Origin of the sequence: Corynebacterium sp. UMB6689, from assembly GCF_030215295.1 — a bacterium.
Taxonomy (GTDB): domain Bacteria; phylum Actinomycetota; class Actinomycetes; order Mycobacteriales; family Mycobacteriaceae; genus Corynebacterium; species Corynebacterium aurimucosum.
Window position 1 is genome coordinate 22,877 of record NZ_JASOLS010000012.1, and the last position, 22,341, is coordinate 45,217.

The 22,341-nt window shown below is 60.0% G+C and carries 21 protein-coding genes; 4 read left to right on the forward strand and 17 right to left on the reverse strand.

All coding sequences use genetic code 11. The features are described 5' to 3' along the window. The first annotated feature begins 33 nt into the window (after positions 1–33). The 4 genes from tal (at position 34) to pgl (ending at position 4,557) form a co-directional block, all read left to right on the forward strand. Entirely contained in the window at positions 34–1,122 is a 1,089-nt protein-coding gene (gene tal / locus QP363_RS08010; protein WP_070730285.1) for a transaldolase, read from the forward strand. Positions 1,123–1,251: 129 nt separating this feature from the next. Next, entirely contained in the window at positions 1,252–2,784 is a 1,533-nt protein-coding gene (zwf, locus tag QP363_RS08015) for a glucose-6-phosphate dehydrogenase (RefSeq protein ID WP_284763888.1), read from the forward strand. A gap of 22 nt (positions 2,785–2,806) precedes the next feature. Beyond that, positions 2,807–3,739, forward strand: coding sequence for a glucose-6-phosphate dehydrogenase assembly protein OpcA (locus QP363_RS08020; protein WP_070444875.1), 933 nt, complete (start codon positions 2,807–2,809; stop codon positions 3,737–3,739). Positions 3,740–3,795: 56 nt separating this feature from the next. After that, positions 3,796–4,557 (forward strand): 6-phosphogluconolactonase, encoded by a 762-nt coding sequence (gene pgl, locus QP363_RS08025; protein WP_284763889.1) that lies wholly within the window; start codon positions 3,796–3,798, stop codon positions 4,555–4,557. Between the two features lie 115 nt (positions 4,558–4,672). Here the strand turns inward: pgl and secG are convergent, their stop codons facing one another. The 17 genes from secG to def form a co-directional block, all read right to left on the reverse strand. Then, entirely contained in the window at positions 4,673–4,909 is a 237-nt protein-coding gene (secG, locus tag QP363_RS08030; RefSeq protein ID WP_070643470.1) for a preprotein translocase subunit SecG, read from the reverse strand. A 183-nt stretch (positions 4,910–5,092) separates the two neighbouring features. Beyond that, complete coding sequence (tpiA, locus tag QP363_RS08035) at positions 5,093–5,872, reverse strand: triose-phosphate isomerase (RefSeq protein WP_070444881.1); 780 nt, start codon at positions 5,870–5,872, stop codon at positions 5,093–5,095. A gap of 42 nt (positions 5,873–5,914) precedes the next feature. After that, a complete protein-coding gene (pgk, locus tag QP363_RS08040; RefSeq protein ID WP_070643464.1) occupies positions 5,915–7,132 on the reverse strand; it encodes a phosphoglycerate kinase in 1,218 nt (405 codons plus the stop codon). 243 nt (positions 7,133–7,375) lie between these two features. After that, complete coding sequence (gene gap, locus QP363_RS08045; RefSeq protein WP_284763894.1) at positions 7,376–8,383, reverse strand: type I glyceraldehyde-3-phosphate dehydrogenase; 1,008 nt, start codon at positions 8,381–8,383, stop codon at positions 7,376–7,378. Positions 8,384–8,874: 491 nt separating this feature from the next. Further along, positions 8,875–9,864, reverse strand: coding sequence for a DNA-binding protein WhiA (whiA, locus tag QP363_RS08050; protein WP_070444889.1), 990 nt, complete (start codon positions 9,862–9,864; stop codon positions 8,875–8,877). A 168-nt stretch (positions 9,865–10,032) separates the two neighbouring features. Beyond that, the gene (yvcK, locus tag QP363_RS08055; RefSeq protein WP_070444892.1) at positions 10,033–11,031 is read right to left on the reverse strand and encodes a uridine diphosphate-N-acetylglucosamine-binding protein YvcK; all 999 of its coding nucleotides are present in this window, start codon (positions 11,029–11,031) and stop codon (positions 10,033–10,035) included. Positions 11,032–11,109: 78 nt separating this feature from the next. Continuing rightward, a complete protein-coding gene (gene rapZ, locus QP363_RS08060) occupies positions 11,110–11,991 on the reverse strand; it encodes an RNase adapter RapZ (RefSeq protein WP_284763897.1) in 882 nt (293 codons plus the stop codon). Between the two features lie 54 nt (positions 11,992–12,045). Next, positions 12,046–14,100, reverse strand: coding sequence for an excinuclease ABC subunit UvrC (uvrC, locus tag QP363_RS08065; protein ID WP_284763898.1), 2,055 nt, complete (start codon positions 14,098–14,100; stop codon positions 12,046–12,048). Continuing rightward, a complete protein-coding gene (locus QP363_RS08070) occupies positions 14,100–14,606 on the reverse strand; it encodes a PH domain-containing protein (protein WP_236659274.1) in 507 nt (168 codons plus the stop codon). Before QP363_RS08070 ends, uvrC begins: the two co-directional genes overlap by 1 nt. Positions 14,607–14,808: 202 nt before the next feature. Beyond that, entirely contained in the window at positions 14,809–15,291 is a 483-nt protein-coding gene (ribH, locus tag QP363_RS08075) for a 6,7-dimethyl-8-ribityllumazine synthase (RefSeq protein ID WP_070444904.1), read from the reverse strand. A 49-nt stretch (positions 15,292–15,340) separates the two neighbouring features. Further along, positions 15,341–16,603, reverse strand: coding sequence for a bifunctional 3,4-dihydroxy-2-butanone-4-phosphate synthase/GTP cyclohydrolase II (locus tag QP363_RS08080; RefSeq protein WP_070444907.1), 1,263 nt, complete (start codon positions 16,601–16,603; stop codon positions 15,341–15,343). An 11-nt stretch (positions 16,604–16,614) separates the two neighbouring features. Beyond that, positions 16,615–17,253, reverse strand: a complete 639-nt coding sequence (locus QP363_RS08085) for a riboflavin synthase (RefSeq protein ID WP_284763900.1) — start codon at positions 17,251–17,253, stop codon at positions 16,615–16,617. Positions 17,254–17,349: 96 nt separating this feature from the next. Next, positions 17,350–18,378 carry a bifunctional diaminohydroxyphosphoribosylaminopyrimidine deaminase/5-amino-6-(5-phosphoribosylamino)uracil reductase RibD gene (ribD, locus tag QP363_RS08090; RefSeq protein ID WP_083313779.1) on the reverse strand — a complete coding sequence of 343 codons (1,029 nt, stop codon included), beginning with the start codon at positions 18,376–18,378 and terminating at the stop codon, positions 17,350–17,352. Next, entirely contained in the window at positions 18,375–19,052 is a 678-nt protein-coding gene (gene rpe / locus QP363_RS08095) for a ribulose-phosphate 3-epimerase (protein ID WP_070444913.1), read from the reverse strand. The genes ribD and rpe overlap by 4 nt, the downstream gene beginning before the upstream one ends. 28 nt (positions 19,053–19,080) lie before the next feature. Next, on the reverse strand, positions 19,081–20,679 hold the full coding sequence (locus QP363_RS08100) for an RsmB/NOP family class I SAM-dependent RNA methyltransferase (protein WP_070444916.1): 1,599 nt from the start codon (positions 20,677–20,679) through the stop codon (positions 19,081–19,083). Continuing rightward, positions 20,676–21,674: a methionyl-tRNA formyltransferase gene (gene fmt, locus QP363_RS08105; RefSeq protein WP_070730289.1), complete on the reverse strand. Its 999-nt coding sequence runs from the start codon at positions 21,672–21,674 to the stop codon at positions 20,676–20,678. The genes QP363_RS08100 and fmt overlap by 4 nt, the downstream gene beginning before the upstream one ends. 89 nt (positions 21,675–21,763) lie before the next feature. After that, on the reverse strand, positions 21,764–22,273 hold the full coding sequence (def, locus tag QP363_RS08110; RefSeq protein ID WP_070643449.1) for a peptide deformylase: 510 nt from the start codon (positions 22,271–22,273) through the stop codon (positions 21,764–21,766). Positions 22,274–22,341 lie beyond the last annotated feature (68 nt).

A 22,341-nucleotide genomic window follows, 5' to 3' on the forward strand; every position in this document is an offset into this window, starting at 1 on the left:
GAGTTCCCCTCACGAAAGGACCTACACCACACCATGACGCATATTGATGATCTGGCTCACCTCGGGACGTCAACCTGGCTCGATGATCTTTCCCGCGAACGCCTAGACTCCGGCAACCTCCGTGAGCTCTTGGACACTAAGTCCATCGTGGGTGTCACCACGAACCCCGCGATCTTTGCTGCCGCAATGTCATCCGGCACCTCCTATGATTCCGATATCGCAGCACTGAAGGAAAAGTCCGCTAACGCGGACGAAGCTGTGTACGCACTGGCTATCGACGATGTCCGTAACGCGTGCGACGTCTTTACCGAGATCTACGAGAAGTCGGGTGGCCGGGATGGCCGCGTCTCCATCGAGGTAGATCCCCGCATCTCCGCAGATGCGGAAGCAACCCTGGAGCAGGCACGTGAGCTGTGGGCGAAGGTTGAGCGCCCCAACCTCATGATCAAGATCCCAGCTACCGATGGCTCCCTTCCTGCTATCTCCGACGCCCTCGCCGAGGGCATCTCCGTCAATGTCACCCTTATCTTCTCCGTCGAACGCTACGCCCAAGTCATTGCAGCTTATAAGGAAGGAATCAAGCGCGCGGCTGCGGCGGGCAAGGACGTTTCTAGGATTCACTCCGTAGCATCCTTCTTTGTCTCCCGTCTGGATACCGAAGTAGACAAGCGCTTGGAATTGAACGGCGCTGACGAGGCTCTTGCCTTGCGCGGAAAAGCTGGCGTGGCTAACGCTCAGCGGGCCTACGCCCTGTTCCGCAAAGAGTTCACGGCGGGCGGCGAAGACCTTCCAACTGGCGCTAACCCGCAACGCCCCTTGTGGGCGTCGACGGGAGTTAAGAACCCCGACTACCCTGCCACGCTCTATGTTTCTGAGCTAGCTGGACCGGATACCGTTAACACGATGCCGGAGAAGACCATCGATGCCGTACTCGAGCAGGGCAACCTGCACGGCGATACTCTCAGTGGCTCTGCGGAGCAGGCAGAGCGGGTGTGGTCACAGCTGGAGGCAGTTGGCATTGACTTCGCGGATGTCTTCGCAGTGCTGGAGAAGGAGGGCGTCGACAAGTTCGTCGATGCATGGGAAGCTTTGCTTGCTTCAATGACGGACCGCCTCGCTTAGACAACGGCGAACAGTGATTGCTCAACAGCGACTCACGCACCGTCTATGGCCACGCAACTATGGCCTACGCGGCGCGGGTCGCTATGCTGAGCAGTTGGACTTAACTCACACAGACCGAAAGGACACTTAGTGAGCACTACCAGCGCGTGGGTCAACCCGTTGCGCAACGCGAAGGACAAGCGCCTGCCACGCATCGCCGGCCCCTCTGGCATGGTGATTTTTGGCGTCACGGGTGACTTGGCGCGCAAGAAGCTCCTGCCTGCAATCTATGACCTGGCCAATCGCGGATTGCTTCCGGCAGGCTTCACTTTGGTCGGCTACGGCCGCCGCGACTGGGATAAACAGGCCTTCTGCGACTACGTACGCGAAGCCGCCGAGGCAGGAGCACGAACCACTTTCAGTGAGCATGTGTGGGAGCACCTCGCCAAGGGAATCGAGTTTGTACACGGCAGCTTCGATGACGAAGGCTTTGACAAGCTGTCTGCCCGACTCGCTGAGCTCAACGCTTCCCGCGGCACGGGCGGTAACTGGGCCTACTACCTTTCCGTGCCCCCGGAGTTCTTCTCCGATATTTGCCATCAGTTGGAGCGCGTCGGCATGGCAGATAGCACGGATAATTCCTGGCGCCGCGTCATCATTGAGAAACCTTTCGGCCACGATCAGAATTCCGCACGCCAGCTCAACGAGATTGTCAACGCCGTTTTCCCAGAGTCCTCGGTCTTCCGCATCGACCACTACCTGGGTAAAGAAACGGTGCAGAACATCATGGCTTTGCGCTTTGCCAACCAGATCTTCGAACCCATGTGGAATGCGCACTATATCGACCATGTGCAAATCACCATGGCCGAAGACATCGGGCTCGGAGGCCGTGCTGGCTACTATGACGGCATCGGCGCTGCCCGCGATGTCATCCAAAACCATCTCCTGCAGCTGCTAGCCCTCGTCGCCATGGAGGAGCCTTCCTCCTTTGCCCCTGAGGCGCTCCAAGCCGAAAAGATCAAGGTGCTGCGTGCCACCAACGCGGTGCACCCGCTTAACAAGACCACAGCCCGCGGCCAGTACTCCGCTGGCTGGCAGGGCTCAGAGTATGTTAATGGCCTCCGGGAAGAAGAAGGCTTCGATCCCGAATCCACGACGGAAACCTATGCAGCCTGCACCCTTGAGGTCAATTCCCGTCGCTGGGCGGGCGTTCCTTTCTACCTGCGCACCGGCAAGCGCCTCGGCCGCCGCGTGACGGAGATTGCACTCGTCTTTAAGACCGCCCCACACCAGCCTTTTGACCAAGGTCAAGCTGATTCACTGGGCCAGAATGCCGTGGTGATCCGCGTCCAGCCAGATGAAGGCGTCACCATGCGCTTCGGATCCAAAGTTCCCGGCTCCACCATGGAGGTGCGCGACGTCAACATGGACTTCGCCTACGCCGAGGCCTTCACCGAGGAATCACCGGAAGCCTACGAGCGCCTGATTCTCGACGCCCTCTTAGACGAGTCCTCCCTCTTCCCCACCAACGAGGAAGTGGAGCTGTCCTGGTCCATCCTCGACCCCATCATTGAATACTGGTCCAACATCGGTCAGCCAGAGCAGTACCGCGCTGGCACATGGGGGCCGGAGTCTGCCGATAGAATGCTGCGCCGCCAGGGTCATTCCTGGCGCCGTCCGTAGGGCCCCTAGGAGGAATGGCTTTATGATTATCCCCTTGCCAGATACGACCACGCGCAAAATCTCTAAAAAGCTCGTGGAGATGCAGGAGCATTACACGCTCACGACCGGCCGCGTTCTTACGCTCATCGTTATGACCGAAGAAGGCGATGACCTTGACAACCTGCTCACTTCAGTACGCGATGCCTCCCACGAGCACCCCTCCCGCGTCATCGTGATCGCCTCGGGCTCCCTCGAAGAAGAAACCCGCCTCGATGCTGAGCTGCGCGTCGGCGGCGAGGCGGGTGCCTCGGAAATCGTCGTTATGCACCTCCATGGCGCCCTCGCCGACCAAGCAGAAGCAGTGGTTACTCCCCTTCTTCTTCCGGATACACCGATCGTTGCCTGGTGGCCTACTGCCTGCCCGCCTGCGCCCGCAGCCGTGCCCATCGGTGCTCTAGCCCAACGCCGCATCACTAACGTGGCTTTCGGCAGCGGTGTTGATCAATACGATCTTCACGTGCTGTCCTCCGGCTATAAGCCGGGTGATTCCGACATGTCCTGGGGCGCCATTACCCTGTGGCGTGGCATCATCGCCTCTGCTCTTGACCGCCATCCACACGAGCCTGTCAATTCGGTGGAGATTTCCGGAGCCGAGCACCATGCCGCCGTCGATTTTGCGGCCGGCTGGCTGCTCGACGCCCTTTCCGTCCCCGTCACCCGTAGAATCTCGGAATGCGAGGCAGGCGCCTTCCCGATTACCTCCTTAGTCTTCCGGCGCCCCACCGCGGATATCACTGTCACGGCCGTCGACGCCACGACGGTTAAGGTCAGCGTCCCCGGTTCCCCGGAATCGCTCGTGAGCCTCGCTGTGCGTTCCGAAGCGGAGGTGCTCTCGGAAGAGCTGCGCCACCTTGATTCGGATAGGACATACGCCCATGCTCTCCGCGCCTTAGCGCGCGTGCACTACAGTGTGTAGGCGTAACTATTCCATCGTTTCCCCAGTCCCATCATTCAGAAGGATCTTTCTTCACCATGGTCACGCTTCGCCGCGTTAGCGACATCGACGAGCTCATATCCTCCGCCGCACTCGCCTTTATCGAGACGATTGCAGCGATTCAAGCCCCGGGCGGTGGCCTGCACAAGGACGGAGTAGCACGCGTAGTCCTCACCGGTGGTGGTGCTGGAATCGGTGTCCTCCGCGAATTGGCACGCCTCCACGAAGCTGCCGAGCGGCAAGGCGGCGACTATCCCGCATTGGCCGTGGACTGGACGCGGGTCCATGTCTTCTTCGGGGATGAGCGCAATGTTCCGGTCAGCGATTCGGATTCCAACGAGGGACAAGCTCGCGAGGCTCTTCTCAGCAAGGTCGGTATTCCAGAACCGCACATTCATGGCTATGACTTGGGTGCGGTATCCATGGAGCACGCCGCCCAAGCCTATGAAGGCGAGATTCGTGATTTTGCGCCGGAGGGCTTCGACATTCACCTCTTGGGCATGGGACATGAAGGCCACATCAACTCTCTTTTCCCGCACTCGGAGGCAGTCTATGAGGATACGGACTATGCATTTGCTGTCCATGATTCCCCTAAGCCCCCGTCGGAGCGTGTCACGCTGACCTACCCCGCTATCAATCGCTCTCAACGCATTTGGTTCCTTGTCTCCGGTGAGGAGAAGGCCGAAGCTGCGTCCCATCTCGTAGCCGGGGCCGCGGCTGAGGATTGGCCTGCCGCAGGTGCGCGGGGCACCGAAGAGACTCTACTTTTCGTAAGTGAAGACGCCGCACAGCAGCTTTAGCGCCACGGTTCCTCGGTCGCTTGAAGCCTAGGAAAAAAGAACGCCGCGTTCCCTCCTCCATGAGAGGAAGCACGCGGCGTTCTGCGTTGTTGTGGCCGTAGACCAGCTGGCGGTTTTAGCTGCTATATGCCTGCAGCAGGTTTAGGGCTACGATGCAAGCGAGCCAGATGACCACCATGACCACGGTATAACGGTCGAGGTTCTTTTCAACCACGGTGGAACCAGACAAGTTGGACTGCACACCGCCACCAAAGAGACTGGAAAGACCGCCGCCCTTACCTTTGTGCAGCAGCACGAAGACAGACATCAGGATTGCGGCAATCACGAGGATGATTTCCAGTGCCAAGATCATGAAATAGTTCCTTGTTTTACGCGTTCGTTCATTTTATGTGGTGGTGACAGCCTATGCCGTCAGCCCACGGAGAAGAGGGCGCCAAAAGCGGGCGCAATAATCCCCGATAATACACCACGTGGCGGGCCAGAAACCATTCCGACCCGCCACGGCTCATGAGCGTGATGCTAGCTGGTATGAAGGCTATGCGCCCTGGGCAGCGTTAGCCGCCAGCTTGGCAAACTCCTCGCCCTTGAGAGAAGCACCGCCAACCAGGCCGCCGTCGACGTCCGGCTTGCCTACGATCTCCGCGATGGAATCCACCTTGACGGAGCCACCGTAGAGAATGCGGATCCCCTCGGCCACCTCATCGCCGCCCAGTTCACGGACGAGCTCGCGAATAGCGGCGCACACTTCCTGCGCGTCCTCAGCGGAAGCAACCTTACCAGTACCGATTGCCCAGACCGGTTCATACGCGATGACGGTCTTGGAGAGGTCCTCGGCAGAAAGGCCTTGCAGGGAGTTGCGGGTTTGGGTGACCACGTAATCCACGTGGGTGCCTGCCTCGCGCACGTTGAGCGGCTCGCCCACGCAGACAATAGGGCTGATGCCGTTAGTCAGAGCTGCAGCGGCCTTCTCAGCAACCAGCTGGTCGGTCTCACCGTGGTACTGACGGCGCTCGGAGTGGCCAACGACTGCCCAGGAGCATCCCAGGGCGGAGAGCATTTTGCCGGACACCTCACCGGTGTATGCGCCGGACTCATGCTTGGAGATGTCCTGTGCGCCGTAGGTGAACTGCAAGTCGTCGCCGTCGACCAGCGTTTGCACAGTGCGGATGTCGGTGAACGGGACCATGAACGCCACGTCAACCTTCTCGTAGTATTCCTTCGGCAGAGAGAATGCGAACTTCTGCAAGGAACCAATAGCTTCCTTGTGGTCGAGGTTCATCTTCCAGTTACCTGCGATAAGCGGGGTACGTGCCATGATTAGCCTTTCTAAATCAGACTGAGTTGACGGTTTAAGTGCTTAGGCTTCCAGGACCTTGACGCCCGGCAGCTCCTTGCCTTCAAGGAACTCGAGGGAAGCGCCACCACCGGTAGAGATGTGAGAGAAGCCATCTTCATCGAGGCCGAGCAGGCGGACGGAAGCTGCGGAGTCACCGCCGCCAACGACGGTGAAGGAACCGTTCTTAGCGGTGGCGTCGATGATCGACTGTGCCACACCGGCGGTGCCCTTGGAGAAGGCCTCCATCTCAAAGACACCCATTGGGCCGTTCCAGAAGACGGTCTTGGAAGAAGCGATGACCTCGTCGAACTCCTTCACCGACTCCGGGCCGATGTCGAGAGACTGCCAACCCTCCGGAATACCGTCCAGGGCGACGACCTTGTTCTCTGCCTGAGCATCGAACTCGGTTGCAGCAACGAGGTCGACCGGCAGGACAATCTTTTCACCGAAGCGCTCGAGCAGCTCCTTGCAGTTGTCAATCTGGTCTTCTTGCAGCAAAGAGTTCTGGACGTTGTAGCCCTGCGCAGCCAAAAGGGTGTAGCACATGCCGCCGCCAATGATCACCTTGTCGGCCTTGCCGGCAAGCGCTTCGATCACACCGAGCTTGTCGGAAACCTTGGCGCCGCCCAGAACGACCACGTACGGGTGCTCTGGCTTCTCTGCTACCGCAGCCAGGGTTTCCACTTCCTTCTGCACCAGCTTGCCGGCGTATGCTGGCAGGCGCTTGGCGACGTCGTACACAGAGGCCTGTGCGCGGTGAACAACACCGAAACCATCGGAGACGAAGGCACCGTTGTCCGCAGCCAGGGCGACGAGTTCATCGGCGAAGGCGCCGCGCTCAGCCTCATCCTTGGAGGTCTCGCGCGGATCGAAGCGAACATTCTCCAGGAGGAGAACATCGCCATCGTTGAGGCCGTTGGCGCGCTCGTGAGCGTCTTCACCGCTGACGTCGCCGGCAAGGGCAACGTACTGATCCAGCGCCTCGGAGAGAGCCTCTGCGACTGGCGCGAGGGAGTACTTCGGGTTTACTTCGCCCTTCGGACGCCCCAAGTGTGCCGACAGAATGACCTTCGCTCCCCCCTCAATGAGCGCCTTGATAGTCGGCAGCGAGGCGGTGATGCGGCCAGAGTCGGTGATGTTTCCTTCATCATCAAGCGGGACATTGAAGTCAGAACGAACAAGGACGTGGCGGCCGGAAACGCCTTCTGCGAGCAGATCGTCCAAAGTCTTGAAAGCCATTGTGTTCTCCTTAAAGGTGGGTACTCAAGCTAAAGGTTAATGCTATTCAATTAGAAAGTGTGCCGGAACCTGATTCGCGATGTGCGTGAAAGCGCGTACTCGTTCCTTAAAGACGACTACCGGCCCAGCGCACGCCACATATTCAGAGATAGTAGGCGCGGCGCGTGGGCCGGTATCTAGCCCGCGGTGCTTCCGCAGGCAATCACAGCTTGCTTCACTGTGCTCATTTCAGAGGGCGAAGCTTTAGAGCTTAGAGGCAACCAGGGAGGTGGTGCGCACAAGCTGGCTGGTGTAGCCCCACTCGTTGTCGTACCAGCCGAGGACCTTGACGAAGTTTCCGTTGGAAACCTTGGTCATGCCAGCATCGAAGATGCAGCCGTGGGAATCGGTGATGATGTCGGTGGAGACGATCGGGTCCTCGGTGTAGCCCAGGGTCTCGCCGAACTCGCCGGTGGCGGCTTCCTTGATAGCAGCGTTGATTTCCTCAGCGGTGACGTCGCGGGATGCCTGGAAGGTCAGGTCGGTAGCGGAACCGGTGATGGTAGGAACGCGCATTGCGTAACCGTCCAGCTTGCCCTCCAGCTCCGGCAGAACCAGGGAGACAGCCTTTGCTGCACCAGTGGAAGTCGGAACCATGTTGACGGCTGCGGCGCGGGCGCGGCGCAGGTCGCGGTGCGGAGCATCCTGGATGCGCTGGTCACCGGTGTAGGCGTGGATGGTGGTCATCAGGCCCTTCTCGATGCCGAACTTCTCGTGCAGGACCTTGGCCATCGGTGCCAGGCAGTTGGTGGTGCAGGATGCGGCGGAGATAACATTGTGCTTCTCAGCGTCGTACTCATCGGAGTTAACGCCGTAGACGAAGGTTGCGTCAACGTTCTTGCCCGGTGCAGAGATGATGACCTTCTTGGCGCCGGCCTCGATGTGAGCCTTGGCAGCCTCACCATCGGTGAAGAAACCGGTGGACTCGATGACGATGTCGACGTTGCACTCGCCCCAGTTCAGGTTCTTCGGATCGCGCTCTGCGGAGACTGCAATCTTGTGACCGTTGACGGTGATGGACTCGTCGTCGTGCTCGATCTCACCGTCGAAGCGGCCCAGAACCGAGTCGTACTTGAGCAGGTTGGCCAGGGTTGCGTTGTCCGTCAGGTCGTTAACTGCGACGACCTCGAGGTCATTGTTGCCCTGTGCGACTGCACGGAAGAAGTTGCGGCCGATGCGGCCAAATCCGTTGATACCTACGCGAATGGTCACTGTAATGTCTCCTCAAATAATCGAGTGAAGTTCAATTGTGGGGGCTTCCGAGACTTTGTCTTTATAGGCAGTGCGGTGGACCGTTCTTGCGGCACCGTTGCCCTGCCACTTCCGTGACGTGCTCGGTGGTTTTCCCAACACGGCCGATAGTACCCACGGATTTTGCATCCTGCAGTGCGCGTTCAGGTTCCCAACCAAGATGCTCGCACGAAAGGGAAAAGGGGCGTACACTAGATGGACCGCTAGTTACTTAAGACAATCCCCCAAACGCACACACCTGCAGATATGCCCGTTTATGTGGGATTATGTTGGCCCTAAAGAGGGCAAGGTGGGATATCTCACTAAAGCAAAAAAGAGCGGGTGAATCCAAAAATAAACCGGTTATCGCCGGTCATAAATTCACCATCGATAGTCAAAAAATTGCCCCAGACGGTCGCGATGGTGCCCGAACGGGCACAACATTCGACTGCGTCTGGGGCTAAGACGAGAGACTAGGATTCCTCAAAAAGTTCCTCTGTCACTGCCTTCGTCGTATCCGGCACACCAAGTTCCTTCGCGCGCTTATCTGCCATAGAAAGCAGGCGGCGAATACGCCCAGCCACCGCGTCCTTGGTCATCGGCGGATCAGCCAAGCGTCCGAGCTCTTCCAAGGAAGCTTCGCGGTGCTGCACGCGTAGGCGGCCGGCGTCCGCGAGATGTTCCGGGACGTCATCGCCCAAGATAACCATGGCGCGTTCGACGCGAGCCGCAGCTGTAACTGCCGCACGGGCAGAACGGCGTAAGTTGGCGTCATCGAAGTTGTCTAGGCGGCGGGAGGTGTCATGGGCTTCGCGTTGGATACGTTTCTTCTCCCACGTCAGTCGAGTCTCTTGGGCCCCCATTCTGGTCAGCAACGCACCAATGGCATCGCCATCACGCACCACGACGCGATCGGCCCCGCGGGTCTCCTTAGTTTTCGCCGCTACACCCAAACGACGCGCGCAGCCTACGAGAGCGAGTGCTGCCTCCTGGCAAGGACAGGTCACCTCCAGCGCTGAAGACCGGCCCGGCTCGGTTAGCGAACCTTGCGCCAAAAAGGCGCCGCGCCAAGCTGCTTCATTATCCGCAACAGAGCCGGAGATTACTTGCGGTGGCAGGCCCACGACTGGGTGACCCGAGCGGGTCACCAACCCCAGGCGCCTAGTCAACTCCTTGGCCCCGGTAGTGATTCGCACCTGCACTCTGCTCTTTTTAGAGGATGCGGCGGGGCCGGCTACGTGGGTGCTCGCAGAAATCGAATACAACTCGTCGAGTGCGGTGACCAAGCGAGTGGCTACGCTCTTCGATTCCAATTCGACCTCGTACATCACCCTATCTCCGGTGATGTGGAGCTCGCCGGCGAACCTGAGGATCGCGGCAACCTCCGCCGCACGAGCGGACTGGCGCGGTACGGACACCGCCGTAAGTTCCTCCTTGACCTGATCGGTCAATGACGCAGACACCTCGTGCCTCCCCTTTCAACTCTTGATGTAACTCACCGCAGAAAGCAGCAGTGGTGCAACTGGCCCTAGAAGGGCCTTGAGCTCGTGCATACACAGCAGGCACCACCGCGCCTGTGAAGCGCAGCGACGCTGCGGTGAGCGATGAATGCCACTTAGTCTATCGTGCACTTAGCCGCGGTGAGTGCCCGGGGCACCCGCTGAAGAATCGCGCTGAGCGGCATAGTCGGTATAAAGCTCAGTCAGTACCTGCGCGAGCTTGTTTGGGCAATGCTTGTTGAGAGAATGTCCGTTCTCATCGCTCTGGCACACATCGCGGAAGACCGCCGTAGCACCGAGCACGCTGGCCGCACGCTGCACGAAAACTCGCTCCGACTCATTCGGAAGACCAGAACCATCGACGATTACTTTGTCTACCCGCAGGTTTGGCGCATGCTGCGCTAAGACGTGCAGGTGGCGCTCAGCTGAAAAGCCCTGGGTCTCCCCTGGTTCCGCGGAAAGGTTAAGTACCACAACGCGAAGCGCATCCGAGGACGTAATTGCGTTGACAATCTCCGGTACGAGGACGTGTGGAAGCACCGAGCTAAACCACGATCCCGGGCCCAAGGTGATGAGGTCCGCATCGCGCAGGGCCGCGATGGTTTCCGGATTGGCCTGTGGCTTCTCCGGGATGATCCGGACGCGGCGAACCTGCCCCACGGTGGACGCCACGGCGACTTGGCCGCGGACAGAGCGCATGATGCGGGGATCGTCGTCAAGCCCGGCCACGTCCGCTTCGATATCGAGCGGCAGATTCACAGCCGGCAGCACGCGGCCCGCAGACTGCGTTAGCCGTCCCACCGCGTCAAGCGCCGCTTGGAAGTCCCCCAAGACCTCAGTGAGTCCGGCAATGAGGAGATTACCCACCGCGTGGCCGGCCATGGCGCCGGTGCTTTGGAAGCGGTGCTGCAGCGTTGAGGCCCACATCTGGCCCTCCTCTGAGTCACTCGACAACGCGGCGAGCGCCATGCGCAAATCACCCGGCGGAATAATGTCCATCTCGCGGCGCAGCCGTCCGGAAGAACCGCCGTCATCAGCCACAGTGACGATGGCAGAGATCGCCTCCGCGCCGGTGCGGCGCGCAGCCAAAAGGGTTTGATAAAGACCATGGCCACCGCCCAGGCTAGCCATGTGGGTAGGGAGAGACGTCACGGAAATATTAGCTTTCGGTCATCCAAGGGTAGGGAATGATTTTTTATCTTATCGCACCTAATCCCGGGCGATGTCACGGTGCAGTGTGCTCACATCCAGATCCCCGCGCTCCCTGAGACGGCGAGCAATCTCCTCCGTAACGGCCACAGATCGGTGATGCCCACCGGTGCACCCGATGCCTACGGTAATGAAGTTCTTGCCCTCGTGCCGGTAGCCGGCAAGCATCGAGTCAAGCATGGTGATGAAGTGATCAATGAAGGGTTTAGCGGCGTCCTGGGAGAGGACGTAGTCTGCGACCGGTTCATCAGTACCGCGGTACCCCCGCAATTCGGGCACCCAATAAGGATTGGGAAGGAAGCGGACATCGACGACAAGATCTGCGTCACGCGGGGAGCCATGCTTGAAGCCGAAGGACTCTAACGTGACGTGCTGTAGCTCATGACCCATCTCGCCGAAAGAGGCCTCGATCGCGCGGCGCAGGTCGTGGACAGACAGATTGGTCGTATCAATGATGATATCCGCGCGGTCACGGATGGACTGTACTGCTGCGCGCTCGCGCTGAATGCCCGCCTTGAGGGTTTCCCCGTCCTGCAGCGGGTGCGTACGACGAACTGAATCGAAGCGGCGAATGAGCACATCATCCCGCGCGTCGAGGAAAAGCAGTGTCGGTTTCATGTCTAACTGCTCGAGTTCATCAAGAGTTTCTGCCAAGGAACCCGGGAACAAGCGGGAGCGCACATCGGTCACCGCGGCAATTTTAGAAACCGGGGATTCCGGGCTCGCGCACAACTTGAGTAGGTCAACGATTGCCTTGGGGGGAATGTTGTGGGCTACGTAATAGCCTTTATCCTCCAGCACTTTAGCCGCCGACGTCAGGCCACCGCCTGACATGCCGGTGATCAAAATGGGTGGGGAATCAAACAGCGTCATGGCTTCCATTCTTACCACCTATTCAGAGTCCTCGGTGGGAACTATCTCGAGAGCCAAGCCTTCTTATGAGGCGTGAAGATGATCAAATACTGTTTGCGCTAACTTCGGGCCGAAACCCTTGACTTCAGCAATCTCTTCCACGCTGGCTTCTTTGAGCTTCTTCACCGAACCGAAGTGCTTGACCAGGTCAGTACGACGCTGGGGCCCCAAGCCCGGAACGGCATCAAGAACCGATGAGCGCATACGCTTCGAGCGCTGCTGGCGGTGATAGGAAATGGCGACACGGTGGGCTTCATCACGGAGGTGCTGGAGCAAGAAGAGCGCCTGAGAATTGCGGGGCAAAATCACCGGTTCATCATCACCCGGAACCCACACTTCTTCTAGGCGCTTCGCCAGACCGATGAGGGTTACGTCCACGATGCCGAGTTCGTCGAAAACCGCCTGCGCCGCAGCCACCTGCGGTGCGCCTCCATCCACAATGAAAAGCTGCGGTGGGTAGGAGCTACGTTTGATCTGGCTCGCCGCCTCTTCGTGCACCATCTCTTCGGCGAAGGTAGTGTTCTCCAGCTCCTCGTCCGGAACCGCTCGCTTGTCATCGTGGTGATGCTTGAAGCGGCGGCGAGTCACCTCAGCGATGGAACCGACATCGTTGGAGCGTCCATCACCCGCAGCCTCCTTGATGCGGTAGCGGCGGTAATCAGACTTGCGTGGCAGGCCATCTTCGAAGACCACCAAGGAAGCCACGACATCGGTACCTTGAATGTGCGAGATATCCGTACACTCAATGCGCAGCGGCGCGGAATCCATGCCTAGCGCCTCCTGCAGCTCCTGAAGTGCTGCGGACCGGGCAGTCAGATCGCCCACGCGCTTGAGCTTGTGCTGTTTCAGCTGCTCCTTGGCATTCCTCTCGACGGTCTCCATCAGTGCGCGCTTGTCGCCGCGCTGCGGGACGCGCAAGTCAATCTGGGCGCCTCGCAACTCCTCGAGAACAATCTTGACTTCGTCAGCTTCATCTGGAAGGGCTTGGACCAGAATCTCGCGAGGAATGGCGTTACCCTGCCGTGTGTCAGCATGGGATTCTTGGTCCACTCCCCTGCGCTCCAACTTGGCGTCCTCGGCAGCCTCTTGGCGCTGACGCTCGACGGCATCCGAATAGAACTGGATGAGGAAGTTCTGGATCAGTGCCGGCAGACCCGGATCTGCTTGGCCCTCCTCCACCACGTCTGTCGTTGCCTGATCACCAGAGCGCTCGACCACCCAACCACGCTGACCGCGGATGCGGCCCGAACGTACGTGGAAAATCTGCACCGCCGCTTCAAGTTCATCGGAGCTAAACGCGATGAGGTCTGCATCCGTTCCATCGGACAGAACCACGGCTTGCTGCTCCATCAATTTGTCTATCGCGCTGAGGTCATCGCGCAGGCGTGCTGCCAACTCGAACTCTAGGTTCTCCGCCGCCTCCTCCATGCGCTGAGTTATCCTCTTGCGCACCGGGGCGGTATTGCCATTCATGAAGCTGATGAGCTGGTTGACCGTCTCGCGGTGTTCCTCGGGGCTGACGCGGCCAATGCAGGGAGCATCGCACTTGCCGATGTAGCCCAAAAGACACGGCCGTCCTAAGCGCTCGTGACGGTTATACACACCCTTGGCGCACGTGCGCATGGGAAAGATTCGAGTCAGAAGATCGAGGGATTCGCGCACCGCCCAGGCATGGGAATAAGGGCCGAAATAACGCACTCCTTTGCGGCGTGGGCCGCGATAGAAGAACGCACGCGGGACGGTCTCCCCCACAGATACCGCGAGCATAGGGTAGGTTTTATCGTCGCGGTACATGACGTTGAAACGTGGATCGAAGCGCTTGATCCACGTGTACTCCAACTGCAGTGCTTCCACCTCGCTGGCCACCACAGTCCATTCGACTGAGGCCGCAGTCAGAACCATCTGGCGGGTTCGCGGGTGCAGTTGGGTGATGTCCTGGAAGTAGTTTGATAGCCGCGCGCGCAGGTTCTTCGCCTTGCCCACATAGATGACGCGGCGGTTCTCATCGCGGAACTTATAAACGCCCGGATCCGTGGGGATGCTTCCGGGCGCGGGGCGGTACTCAGAGGGATCAGCCACTAGTCATCCTGCGGCATGTAGCGGGCTTCCAGGTCACGGAAAGAGCGGACCTTGGTGATGACGTTCTGCTTATCACCTGACTGCAGGGCCCAAACCGGCACGTATTCGAAGTCAGGCAGCTCAATACGCGCCATGCGTGATCCCTCAGGGAAAGATAGGCCGTAGATGACCTGCCACGGGTAGAAGCGGGTTCCTAGAATGTTGCGGATCTCTACCCCATCAGAGTTCGCGCGGAGTCGCGGCCGAGTCAATGCCAACCACGACAGGATCGAAATCACCACGCCCACCCCGGGGAAAGCGAACTTATCAATAGTCGTCACCGTTGCGCCGGTAAAAGACAAGCCCACAGTGAAGCCCATAAATAAGTGCGCTGCCATGACGAGGATGATCCAGATGATCGCCACCTTGCGCAGGTAAGGCGACGTCGCTTCATATTCCCAAGGCTTGGATGAGGTCTGGGCAAAAGGATCAGCGCTGGTATAGGCCAACAACTGCTCCTCGCTCATGCGCGGTGCGCCCCCCGCAGAGCTCGATGCGGCTGGCCGCAAGGATTGCGAGGACGAATTGGCGTGAGCTGACTGTTCCCGCTCTTCATGGCCCAAGGGCACCTGTGGGTCCGTCATCGAGTTTTCCATCTCCTCATCACTCCGCTGAGGCAGGCCACGGCTCTGTGCTGATATGCAGGGCGCCGTGGTTGCGCGTGGCAGCCTACTTTAGGTTTGACTCGTCCAGTGTACGCAAGGTGTGCACGGTTTCTAAAGCTGCCTGCATGGCCTCTGCACCTTTATCTTCTGCGGAGTCTGCAAAGCCAGCGCGATCAACTGCTTGATCATAGTCGTTGACGGTGAGCACACCATTAGCCACCGGAGTGGATTCATCGAGCGCGATGCGGGTCAGCCCCTGGGTGACGGAATCACACACATAATCAAAGTGCGGAGTACCGCCACGGACAACACAGCCCAGTGCCACCACGGCGTCATGCGTGCGCGCCGCGGCCTGGACCACTACGGGGAGCTCCAAAGCGCCCACAACGCGCAGCGGGGTCACAACGGCACCGGCTGCTTCAGCGGTCTCCAGTGCGCGACGATGCAGCTGATCACAAATCTCGGCGTTCCACGTGGCGGTGACAACCGCGACGCGGAGTCCTTCACCCGAGACATTCTTCGGGGTTGGCAAGCCTTCCTTGCTCATTGGGTGCTCCTTTGTTTTAGTTTTCAGCTCGATTTTCCGGCTTAATGCCTTACGAGTGCTTCTGGTCCCATTCGGCGACCTGTGGCAGATCATGCCCCATCCGGTCGCGCTTCGTGCGCAGATAGCTGATGTTCTCCGCCGTCGCGGGGGTAGCCAACGCGGTGCGTGCGGTGGCATCAATGCCAAAGCCCTGTAGACCCTCGCCCTTGTGCGGGTTATTGGTCAAGAGGTTCACGGACTTCACGCCTACATCCCGCAGGATTTGGCCGGCCACGGAATACTCGCGGGCATCTTCGGGCAGGCCCTGCTCCACGTTGGCATCAACGGTGTCCATTCCCTTGTCCTGCAGGCGATAGGCTTTGAGTTTATTCACTAAACCGATGCCGCGGCCTTCCTGTCCGCGCAGGTAGATGACGATCCCGCGTCCTGCTTCTTGCACCGCACGAAGGGATTCCTGCAGCTGCGGCCCACAGTCACAGCGCTGAGAGGCAAAGACGTCCCCTGTAAGGCACTCAGAGTGGACACGAACGGGCACATCCTCCGCACCGCTATAACTCTCCACGTCACCGACGAAGAGGGCGATGTGCTCGCGCTTATCGACGTCACTCGAATAGCCCACCGCGCGGAACTCGCCGTACTCGGTGGGCAGGCGGGTTTCTACCTCGCGGCGGACCTGTTGTTCGTTGTGACGACGCCACTCGATGAGCTGCTCGATGGAAATCATCGTCAGCCCGTGAGCGTCGGCAAAGCGACGCAGCTCCGGCGAGCGGGCCATGTCCGTGGGGTCCTCTTCGGAGACGATTTCACACAGCACGCCGGCAGGGCGCAGACCGGCCAGCCGGGCCAGGTCGATGGCAGCTTCCGTATGCCCATCGCGTTCGAGCACACCATTCGGGCGGGCAGCGAGCGGGACCACGTGGCCAGGGCGTGTGAACTCCGACGGTTCAGAGGAAGGATCAGCCAAGCGCCGAATGGTGTCGCAGCGCGAGGTGGCGGAGATACCCGTCGAGCCATTAGCCAAGTCCACGGTCACGGTGTAGGCGGTCTGGCGCACGTCCTGGTTCACCGCCAGCATTGGAGGTAGGTTCAACCGCTCACAGTCTTCCGGGAGCAGCGGCGCGCAAATGTAGCCGGAGCTATAGCGCACCATAAAGGCCACAAGCTCCGGGGTGGCGAGCTCAGCGGCGAAGATGAGGTCGCCTTCGTTCTCGCGGTCCTCATTATCTATGACGACGACTGCCTTGCCGGCCGCGATGTCGGCGATGGCTTGGTCGACGCTATCTAAACTAAAAGCTGAATCTGCAGCGCTCATAAGGACTAACTCTATCCCTCTGTTCCCGCGCCGTGGGCGTTAGGGTGAACCATTTTTTCCACATACTTGGCAACCACGTCTACCTCGAGATTTACTCGGGCGCCTGGCTTCATGGAACCAAAGACGGTATCGCGCAGGGTGGTGGGAATGAGTGAGACTTCAAAGAAGGCTTCCGCACCGGGCTCTTCCTGTCCAACTGACAAAGCCGATACCGTCAGGGAGGTCCCCTGCACCGCGATGGAGCCCTTTTCCACCACGTAGCGCGCCAGCTCAGCCGTCAGACTAAAGCGCAATACCTCCCAGTGCTCTGAAGGCGTGCGGGACAGCAAGGTCCCGGTGCCATCGACGTGGCCCTGCACAATATGGCCGCCCAAACGCGTCGTCGGGAGCACCGCACGCTCGAGGTTAACCGGCGAGCCCTCCGCGAGCTCGCCGAGAGAGCTACGGTTTAAGGATTCCTTCATGACATCGGCGATGAAGGTCCCTTCTCCTAACTCAGCCACGGTCAGGCACACGCCGTTGACCGCGATGGAATCACCTAGCTGCGCGTCACTCAATACTGTAGATGCCGCAATACCCAAGCGCACCGCATCACCCTGCGGTTCGACGCTATCGACGTGACCGATCTCCTCAACGAGTCCGGTAAACATAGACCGCACTTCCCTTTCTTTTTAACACTCTAAATCTTCTAGCCCTTGAATCTTCTACCCATTGAAAGCTTGCCAGCTTTCAATGTTTCCCAGCTTTCAAAGCTTTTCATCCTTGCGATATTCCACAAGCAGGTCCTCGCCGAGCTCGGTAACCGCGCAACGCCGCCATCTTTGGGCGCAGGCCAAGTTCGACGACACAGCACTGGTGAGAACACCCCTGCCTTCACCGAGGATGACATTTCCTATATAAGCCTGGATCCGGTCGACACAACCTAGCTCCATGAAGCTTGTTGCGAGCCCCGCGCCGCCTTCGACGAGAATATCTCGGGCACCCGTGGCATATAGCTCATCTAGGGCCTCCTGTGGAGAGGCATAGTGCTCAAAACCTAGTCTCTCAAGGTTGGTTTGTCCTCCTTGAGACACATCCCGGGAGCCGATGACAACACGCCGCGGTTGCTGCGGGCGCAAGGAACCATCCGCACAGCGCGCCGTCAAAGACGGGTTATCCGCTAAGGCTGTGCCAGTTCCGATAAGGATGGCATCGCGCTGAGCTCGGTCACGGTGCACATGCTCGCGGGCCTGCTCCCCCGTGATCCACTGGCTGCTGCCATCCACTGCGGCGGTGAAACCATCCAGGCTCTGTGCGAACTTCAACGTGACGTGCGGGCGACCGAGTGCAACGGCGCACAGCCACGGCTCCAGCGCATCTGCTCCTTCTGCCGGTTCCGAGAGCTGTCCCACGGTGATGCCGGCGCGACGCAGAGTGGTTGACCCTCCCCCAGCTTGCGGGGTGGGGTCCGGGTGGAAGTAGTAGACAGCGGATACGGACGCATCGATAAGCGCCTGCGCGCAGGGACCAGTACGGCCCGTGTGATTGCAGGGCTCCAAGGTGACCACCGCGGTTCCACCGCGTGCCTTGTCCCCCGCATCGCGCAGCGCCATGACTTCAGCATGCGGTCCGCCCGGGGGCTGGGTTGCGCCGACGCCAACCACCTGCCCAGCGGAATCAAGGATGACTGCTCCCACCGGTGGGTTTGGGCTCGTTGTACCGCGCACCTGCTCGCCGGCCTCCATGGCTAGGCGTAACGCTTGCGCAAGGACAGCAGAATCGTGGCGTGGGTTCACAGCGTAGCCAATCGGCGCAGCTCCTCGATGGCCGCCGCCTTATCCGCCTGCTTGTAAATGGCTGATCCCGCCACGAAGGCATCGCAGCCCGCCTCGGCGGCGGAGCGGATCGTCTCGGCAGAAATGCCGCCATCGATTTCGATGAGGACGTCGAGGCCGCGCTCGTCAATGGCCGCACGCAAGGTGCGAACCTTGTCCAACTGATCCGGCATGAAGCTCTGACCACCAAAGCCAGGCTCAACAGACATGACGAGAACCTCGTCGAAGTGCTCCAAGGCATCCAGCCAGGGCTCAATCGGGGTGCCTGGCTTGATGGAGAAGCCCGCGCGCACCCCTAGGTCACGGATCTTGCGGGCCAAGGCGATGGCCGCTTCCTTATCGGCCACGGCCTCGACGTGGAAGATGATGCAATCAGCCCCGGCCTTGGCGTAGGTTTCCACCCACTTCTCCGGCTCCTCGATCATGAGGTGAACGTCGAGGGTCTGCGAGGTAATCCCGTCCACCGTCGCCGTAATATCCGGGCCGAAGGACAAGTTGGGCACAAAGTGACCATCCATGATGTCAACGTGGATCCAATCCGCGTTGGCCACGGCCTGAACCTCCTCACCCAAGCGGGTGAAATCAGCGGCCAGAATGGATGGGGAAATGATGGGACCAGACGAGTGTGCAGACATGACACTCAGCCTAGTCCCTCACGGGGCGCTAGTCCGCTACTCGGCGGAGGACGGCGAAAAACATTGCATCTGTTCCGTGGCGGTGCGGCCACATTTGGGCGGAGAGCTCGCTGCCGAGGTCTCCCATTTCCGGCAGCACCTCCCGCGCATCCAGCTCCTCGATACGCGCCTCTGTCCCAGCTCCATGGCGCTCCAAGGCCGCATCCACAATGCCTCGGGTCTCTCGCAGATCGGGCGAGCAGGTGGAGTACACCACAACACCACCGGGACGAACGAGCTCTAATGCGGATTCGAGGAGCTCGCTCTGGAGTTTGTTGAGCTCCGCAATATCGGACTCGGCCTTGCGCCAGCGAGCCTCTGGGCGGCGACGGAGCGCACCCAGGCCGGAACAGGGGGCGTCGACAAGCACGCGGTCGAAGCCTGCACCGAGACCCGGCGCACGACCATCCGCCCGATGCACGCGGACAGGTAGGTCTCCCACGGTCTTTTCCACCAAGGTAGCGCGGTGCGGAGAGACTTCTACGGCATCGACTTCCGCCCCCTCAATGCGGGCGATGGCACCCATCAAGGCAGCCTTGCCACCGGGGCCCGCACACAGGTCCAACCAGCGTCCGGTGTCGTCGCCGATGAGTTCAGCTTCCGTCACTGCGCGTGCGATCAGCTGTGATCCTTCGTCCTGGACCGCTGCCAACTTCTGACGGACGGGCTCTAGCGAGCCCGGGTCACCCTGCTCAAGATACACCGCATAAGGCGAATAACGCCCTTCCTCACAACCGGTAATGAGCGCAAGCTCTTCCGCAGAGATTTCGCCGGGCCGCGCTACCAAATGCACCAGAGGCCGCTCAGAATCCGCTTCGAGTGCGCGTTCCAACTCCGCTGTCTGTTCGGCGTTGAGCTTGCTCTCACCAGCGGCGTCCAGCAGGCCCAAGGCGCGTCCGAAAGAGCGGGCAATCCACTCCGGGTGGGCATGGCGGAAGGCCACAGCCGCGACCTCTTCCTTTGGAGCAAGCTTGTCTAGCCACCCTTGCGCAGGTGTGCGGGTGATGGTGCGCATAATGCCGTTGGCAAAGCCCTTGGCCTTTTCGTGGCCAGCTGCCTCCACGAGGCGGACGGTGGTATCGACCGCAGCATGCGCTTCAACGCGGGTGTACAGCACTTGGTAGGTGCCCATTCGCAAGGCGATGAGAACGTCAGGTGCAATGGCCTCTAGGCCGCGCGAAGCGCACTCGGCGATAACCGCATCAAGCACGCCTTCGCTGCGCAGCGTGCCGTAGGTGAGTTCCGTCGAGAAGGCTGCATCACGGCCGCTAAGGTTGTTCGCACTTACTACCTTTGGCAGCGTGAGGTTGGCAAAAGCATCATCGGCCTCTACACGCTGCAACACCTCGAAAGCCACCGCGCGTGGGACATCGACTCCGCAGCGCCGCGCTGCGGACATGAAGGACGCTGGCTGTCGGTCCCGGCGGCTGTGCTGGCGCTGTCCGCCTCGATTCTCTCGCTTTCCTTTAGTCTGGCGGTTAGTACCGCCACGTGCGGTTCTGCGTCCACCGCTGCGTTGCTGTTCGGCGCGCTCGGTGCGAGCTGCCGGATCACCGGACTTGCTGCGGGATCGGAAACCTCCACTCATGAAAACTTCACCTCATCCTGGCCGCCCTCTGCTGCTTGGGAAGCCCGGCTAGAAAGCCCGCGGCCCCAGTCGGCGGCATTCATCATCTTTTTGCCGGGCGGTTGGATCTGGCCTAGGCGCACCGGGGCGCTTCCGGTACTGACCATTACCTCCTTCTTCGCCACGTGTACTTCGCCCGGTTGCAGCGAAGTCAACGCGGTAGTGTCTGGCAGCTCCTCTAGTTCTGCTGGCTCCACGACGCTGACCGGGCCTACCTTTAAGCGCGACTCCCCCAATAGGGTCCACGCGCCCGGCCCTGGAGTATGCGCACGGATATGGCGATCGACAACATCGGCCTGCGCGGTCCAATCGATTCGGGCGTCTTCCGTGGAAATCTTGTGCGCGTAGGTGACCTCACCCGCCTGCGGCTGCGGGGTGATGCTGCCATCTTCCAAACCATTCATCGTCTCGACGAGAAGATCACCGCCGGCATACGCCAAGCGCGTCAGCAGGTCATCCGCGGTATCAGTGGGCCGGATTGTCTCTTCCATGGTGGCCAAGATATCCCCGGTGTCCAGGCCTCGATCAATCCGGAAGGTTGTAGCACCCGTTCGCTCATCTCCCGCAGCAATAGCAGCCTGCACTGGGGCAGCGCCACGCCATGCTGGGAGAAGGGAAAAGTGCAGGTTGACCCAGCCGTGCTTGGGAAGGCTCAAGAGGTCCTCGGTGATCAGGTTTCCGTAGGCGACCACTGGAATGGCCTCGGGGGCGATCTCTGCTAGCCGTGCACGCAATGCATCGCCGTCCACGGTGCCCTGCTTGAGGGTGGTCGGCGTGAGCACCTCGATGCCGTGTTCCTCAGCTAGGACTTTCACGGGGCTCGGATGCACGCTGCGTCCGCGACCACGGCGGGCGTCGGGCCGAGTGATGACTGCAGCTACCTCATGATGGGACTCGATAAGCTTCTGCAAAGCCACAACAGCGGGCTCGGGGGTTCCGGCGAAAATAATGCGCACTGTGAAGGCAGGCCTTTCTTAGTTCACGTTGTTGGGGTTCTAATTTTTAATCGATGTGGGGCCGCGCTGGCGTCAGAGCGTGCGCGCGGCTATGAGTTAAACCACTCCGCTTGGCGGATGGTCTTCATAGATTCCTTGCGCAGTTCGTCGCTCAGGCGCTGGAGGAACAAGACACCATCCAGGTGATCTGTTTCGTGCTGTATGCAACGCGCCATAAGCCCCGAAGCCAACATCGATACAGGTCGGCCCTGCGGGTCGTAGCCGCGCAGACGCACCGTGGAGAATCTTTCGGTGGGCTGCGAAATACCTGGGATGGACAGGCAGCCCTCAGTTCCTAACTGCATGTCCTCCCCTACCGCTTCCCACTCTGGGTTGATTACCGCACCGCGCAGGCCGCTTTGAAAGTGTGAGCAATCGAAGACGAAGATGCGCTTGGTCACACCAATCTGGTTGGCGGCTAATCCGACTCCCCCAGCATCTTCCATGGTTTCCAGCATGTCCTGGGCCAAGCGTTCCAGTGACGGCCCGAACTCGGTGATTTCCTCGGCACGGGTGGTCAGGACCGGATCGCCATAAAGGCGAACCTCGCGCACAGTCATAGTGGTACTCCTCGAGGGCTAAACAGTGTGTAGGCTACCGAGAATAGTTCACCTCCAGCAGCGCGCGC

Coding starts and splice junctions, on each gene's coding strand:
- pgl (WP_284763889.1), top strand. CDS start 3,796: ATGGTCACGCTTCGCCGCGTTAGCGACATCGACGAGCTCATATCCTCC.
- QP363_RS08020 (WP_070444875.1), top strand. CDS start 2,807: ATGATTATCCCCTTGCCAGATACGACCACGCGCAAAATCTCTAAAAAG.
- QP363_RS08100 (WP_070444916.1), bottom strand. CDS start 20,679: ATGAGTGGAGGTTTCCGATCCCGCAGCAAGTCCGGTGATCCGGCAGCT.
- QP363_RS08080 (WP_070444907.1), bottom strand. CDS start 16,603: ATGAGCGCTGCAGATTCAGCTTTTAGTTTAGATAGCGTCGACCAAGCC.
- def (WP_070643449.1), bottom strand. CDS start 22,273: ATGACTGTGCGCGAGGTTCGCCTTTATGGCGATCCGGTCCTGACCACC.
- rpe (WP_070444913.1), bottom strand. CDS start 19,052: ATGTCTGCACACTCGTCTGGTCCCATCATTTCCCCATCCATTCTGGCC.
- tpiA (WP_070444881.1), bottom strand. CDS start 5,872: ATGGCACGTACCCCGCTTATCGCAGGTAACTGGAAGATGAACCTCGAC.
- tal (WP_070730285.1), top strand. CDS start 34: ATGACGCATATTGATGATCTGGCTCACCTCGGGACGTCAACCTGGCTC.
- pgk (WP_070643464.1), bottom strand. CDS start 7,132: ATGGCTTTCAAGACTTTGGACGATCTGCTCGCAGAAGGCGTTTCCGGC.
- yvcK (WP_070444892.1), bottom strand. CDS start 11,031: ATGGCTAGCCTGGGCGGTGGCCATGGTCTTTATCAAACCCTTTTGGCT.
- ribH (WP_070444904.1), bottom strand. CDS start 15,291: ATGAGCAAGGAAGGCTTGCCAACCCCGAAGAATGTCTCGGGTGAAGGA.
- QP363_RS08085 (WP_284763900.1), bottom strand. CDS start 17,253: ATGTTTACCGGACTCGTTGAGGAGATCGGTCACGTCGATAGCGTCGAA.
- QP363_RS08070 (WP_236659274.1), bottom strand. CDS start 14,606: ATGAGCGAGGAGCAGTTGTTGGCCTATACCAGCGCTGATCCTTTTGCC.
- rapZ (WP_284763897.1), bottom strand. CDS start 11,991: ATGGAAGCCATGACGCTGTTTGATTCCCCACCCATTTTGATCACCGGC.
- secG (WP_070643470.1), bottom strand. CDS start 4,909: ATGATCTTGGCACTGGAAATCATCCTCGTGATTGCCGCAATCCTGATG.